Annotated in this window: 3 protein-coding genes and 1 pseudogene; all 4 read left to right on the top strand. The window is 53.9% G+C overall.

Translation table 11 applies throughout. The annotated features are described in order from the left end of the window. A partial coding sequence (locus tag LUQ50_RS04755) for a methyl-accepting chemotaxis protein (RefSeq protein ID WP_300036962.1) occupies window positions 1-1,342 on the top strand: 1,342 nt, incomplete at its 5' end. Window positions 1,343-1,408: 66 nt separating this feature from the next. Beyond that, the gene (locus LUQ50_RS04760) at window positions 1,409-2,482 is read left to right on the top strand and encodes a DMT family transporter (RefSeq protein WP_300036965.1); all 1,074 of its coding nucleotides are present in this window, start codon (window positions 1,409-1,411) and stop codon (window positions 2,480-2,482) included. Window positions 2,483-2,615: 133 nt separating this feature from the next. After that, window positions 2,616-3,763 (top strand): annotated as a pseudogene (locus LUQ50_RS04765) (LL-diaminopimelate aminotransferase). Continuing rightward, on the top strand, window positions 3,763-4,439 hold a 677-nt coding region (locus LUQ50_RS04770), incomplete at its 3' end, for an alanine racemase (RefSeq protein WP_300036968.1). The pseudogene LUQ50_RS04765 and the gene LUQ50_RS04770, both read left to right, overlap by 1 nt.

Raw genomic sequence — 4,439 nt, forward strand, 5'->3', positions numbered from 1 at the left:
GATCGGGACACTCAGCCGATCCTTCCTTGAAGTGGTCAGAACATTTGACCGGTTCGGAGATGAAGTGCAGGCCATCAGTTCGGCTGCAGTTGAAGGGAACCTGGATGTCAGAGGAGATACGACAAAATTCCAGGGGGACTACGCAACCATCATCGGCGGAGTCAATCAGATCGTTGACGGGATGGTCACTCCGATGAGGGAGGCGATGCGGCTCTCAGGGGAGTACGCCAGCGGTAACTTCACGGCCCGGATAGATCCAACCCTGCAACTCAAAGGTGAGTATCTCATCTTCAGGGATGCACTCAACACCATCGGTATTGAGGTTTCAGAGGCAATCGCAAAGGTGAAACAGGAGGTTGATGACCTGAGGGACGCAGTCAGCAATGTTGGTACCAACGTTGACTCGGTGACCAGCGGTATCGTCCTGGCACATCACAGCATTGAGGATGTTTCGGCAGGGACCGGACAGGTTGCCCAGATCGCAGGAGCGGTCAATACCCTTGCCGAGCACAGTGGTGACAATACCAGACAGATCATGAATGCAATGCAGGATCTTGCCACTACCGTCTCTGCAGTTGCCGGGAAGATGAACGAAGTCACCGCACTGACCGGAAATGCTTCAAAACTCTCTTCCCACGGGAAAGAAGTTGCGGGGAAGGCTGAAAACGGGATGCATGGAATTCTTCAGTCTTCTGCAGATATCGAGCGGATGGTCATCGACATCAGTAATCAGATGAACGAGATTGGACGGATCGTTGATATCATCAGTTCCATTGCAGAACAGACAAACCTGCTCGCCCTCAATGCAGCAATCGAAGCAGCACGGGCAGGGGAGGCAGGACTTGGATTTGCAGTTGTTGCCGGAGAAGTAAAAGAACTTGCCACCGGATCGCAGAAGTCTGCAGAGAACATCGCATCTATCATCGGAACCCTGCAGCAGAAGACCGTGGCCATCACTGATGAAGTGAAGACATCACTGACGGAAGTAAAGTCAGGAAACGAGGCAGTCGGAGAGACACTCGCCATATTCAACGAGATCGTTGAGTCAATCGCCGAGATAGACAAGAACATGAACGAAGTTGCTGCTGCCAGTGAGGAACAGGCAGCCTCAGTTGAGGAAGTCACCGCTACCGTGCATGAGTTTGGCGATATGGTTCAGCAGACCGCGAAAGAGTCGGTCGGGCTTGCAGCAGCAAGTGAAGAGTCATCAGCTGCGGTTCATCAGATCGTCACCATGATCAACAGCGTTAATACCTCTATGGATGAAATCAGGGAGGTTGTCATGAAGGCCGAGGATTCAACCGTTCATATCGAAGAAACGATGAACCGGTTCAGGATCTGAACCACAGCAGCAACCTTCATTTTTCATGTTCATTTATCGGTCAGTGGATCCAATCCATCCTGACAGATGATCGCCCCTTCCCGTCCGGTTCTCTTTATCCTTGCTGCAGCCATTCTGTTTGGATCCTCAGCACCGGTGGCAAAACTGGCATTAACCGGTAACGGCCCAATCACGCTTGCAAGCCTGATTTATCTTGGCGGCGGGGGAGGGATGGCTGTATACCGGCTTTTCCGCCATCTTCAGAGTAAGATCCCTGCGGAACCATCGCTCACGAGATCTTCGATCCCCTGGCTCATCGGTGCTTCACTCTTCGGTGCCGTGCTTGCATTTACCATTCTGACTCTCTCGCTTCGCCTGATCACAGCCTGGGAGGCATCAGTCCTGCTCAGTTTTGAGGCCGTGGCAACTGCACTTGTAGCAAGAATCATATCCGGTGAACAGGCAGGGTTCCGGGTCTGGACCGCACTCGGGTGTATCACCCTGGCCTGCATAACGCTTGCCTGGCGGCCCGACCAGCCACTCGGACTTTCAATAGGGGCTATCGGGATCCTCATCACCTGCCTGTGCTGGGGGATAGATACCAGTTGTTCACGCATGATTGCCAGTCGTGACCCACTGGCCATCGGGATGTACAAGGGCCTCTTTGCCGGAGTGATCACGTTCACCATTGCGAGAGTCATCAACGAACCGCTCCCGGGAACTTTTCAGGCTGTTAGTGCCGTTCTGATCGGAATGATTGGGTTCGGGGGCCTGATGACATTCTGTTTTCTCAAAGCACTCCGGGATCTCGGCCCTGCCCGGACCGCGTCATACTTCGGAATCAACCCGGTATTCGGGATCATCGTCGGGCTCCTGCTTTTCCAGCAACTTCCCGGCCTGATCTTCATCCCTGCAGTGCTCCTCATGCTCGTCGGGATCATAATCCTCCTCACCGAATATCACAGCCATCCCCACCGGCATCCTCCGGTAGTCCATGATCACCGGCACCGGCACGATGATGCGCATCATGACCATTCCCATCCTAAGGGAACAGATCATCCTGTTCCGGGTGGGCATCACACCCATCTGCATTCCCATACCGACCAGGTACATGAACACCCACATACTCCTGATATCCATCACCAGCACCGGCATGTCTGATCTTCAACTGCTGCGTGAACACCCTGACAAACTTGTACGCTGCTGGCAGATGGAAAGAGGTGACAGATGAACCAACGTGGAGTCCAGATCTCCCGGCGCATGATTAAGAGGAATCCGACCCAACGGTTCTACCATGTTTGCAAAACGGATCGATAACCTCCCCCCATACCTCTTCGCCCGCATCGACGAGATGAAGGCAAAGAAACGGGCGGAAGGGGTGGATGTCATCGACCTCGGGGTCGGTGATCCTGACCTGCCCACCCCGCCCCATATTGTCCAGGCACTCATCGATGCAGCCAAAGATCCTGATAATCATCATTACCCGTCATACCTCGGGATGCAGTCATTCCGGGAAGCAGTCGCCGGATGGTACCAGCGGCGGTTCTCCGTAGACCTCGACCCTTCATCAGAGATCATCTCCCTGATGGGTTCAAAGGACGGGGTCGCCCATATCCCTGAGGCACTCGTCAATCCGGGTGACTACGTCCTCGTGCCCAGTCCCGGATACCCGGTGTACTCCACAGGAGCACTCTTCTCAGAAGGAAAAGTCCATGAGATGCCACTCCTCAGGGAGAACGGGTTCCTCCCGGTCCTTGATGATATTCCAAGTGACGTCGCCAGAAAATCAAAACTCATGTGGATCAACTACCCAAACAACCCAACCTCGGCGATAGCCCCGCCAAAATTCTTCGACGAGGTTGTGGAGTTTGCCCGTGAACACGAGATCGTGGTAGTCAGCGACAACGCCTACTCTGAAGTATCCTTTGATGGATACAAGGCACCCTCATTCCTGGAGGCAGACGGAGCATCAGAGATCGGTATCGAGATGCACTCCCTCTCCAAGACCTACAATATGACCGGGTGGCGTATCGGGATGGCAGTTGGGAACAAGGAGATCATCAGAGGCCTCGGGGTAGTCAAGACCAACATCGACTCAGGAACCTTCAATCCGGTGAGCATGCAGCAATTGCAGCCCTCTCCGGCCCGCAGGACTGTGTGGCAGAAGCATGTGGCATCTACCAGGAACGCCGTGACGTGCTGGTTTCAGGCCTGCAGAAACTCGGATTTGAGATCCAGGCACCAAAAGCTACCTTCTACGTCTGGCTTAAGGTAGAAGACAGCATGGCAATGGCAGCAAAGATGCTGAACGAGACCGGAATTGTGGTCACCCCAGGCATCGGATTCGGAAGATCCGGAGAGGGATACGTACGGTTCGCCATCACCCGGTCTGTTGACCGTATTCGTGAGGCAATCGGCAGAATGGAGTCGGTATCATGGTAATGACCCTTCCTTCACACCTCTCGATCAAAGACCGGCATCTGCAGATCAACGGGTGCGATGTAGTAAAACTCGCGTTCACCTATGGGACCCCGTTGTATGTCACTGACGAGGACCGGATCCGGGAAAATTTCCATGGATATCAGAAGGCACTCTCTGCCCGGTATCCAAGTATCAGAATTCTCTACGCTGCAAAGGCAAACGGAAATCCTGCAATCCTGAAGATCCTTGCACAGGAAGGGGCAGGAGCCGATGTTTTTTCAGCAGGAGAAATCACCATTGCCCTGCAGGCCGGGATGAAACCCGAGTACCTGTTGTTCAACGGCAGTTCCAAGACCGAGGCTGATCACCGGCTTGCAGTCTCAAAAGGAGTCAGGGTATCACTTGACTCGATCGATGAACTCGTCCAGCTCGACCGGATTGCAGGAGAGACAGGGAAGGTTGTTGAGATCTCGTTCAGAGTGAATCCTGCAATCGATGTCCCCACCCACCCGAAGATCGCAACCGGTCTTGCAACCTCCAAGTTCGGGATTCCGGCTGCATCCATCAGGGAAGCATATGCAAAGGCACTTACCTGTAAGAACGTGGTGCCAGTAGGAATCCACTGCCACATCGGATCCCAGATCCTCTCGGTTGCACCCTTTGCAAAAGAGGCAGAGGTGCTGATGGAGGTCGTTGC

The organism is Methanospirillum sp. (assembly GCF_028679455.1).
GTDB lineage: Archaea > Halobacteriota > Methanomicrobia > Methanomicrobiales > Methanospirillaceae > Methanospirillum.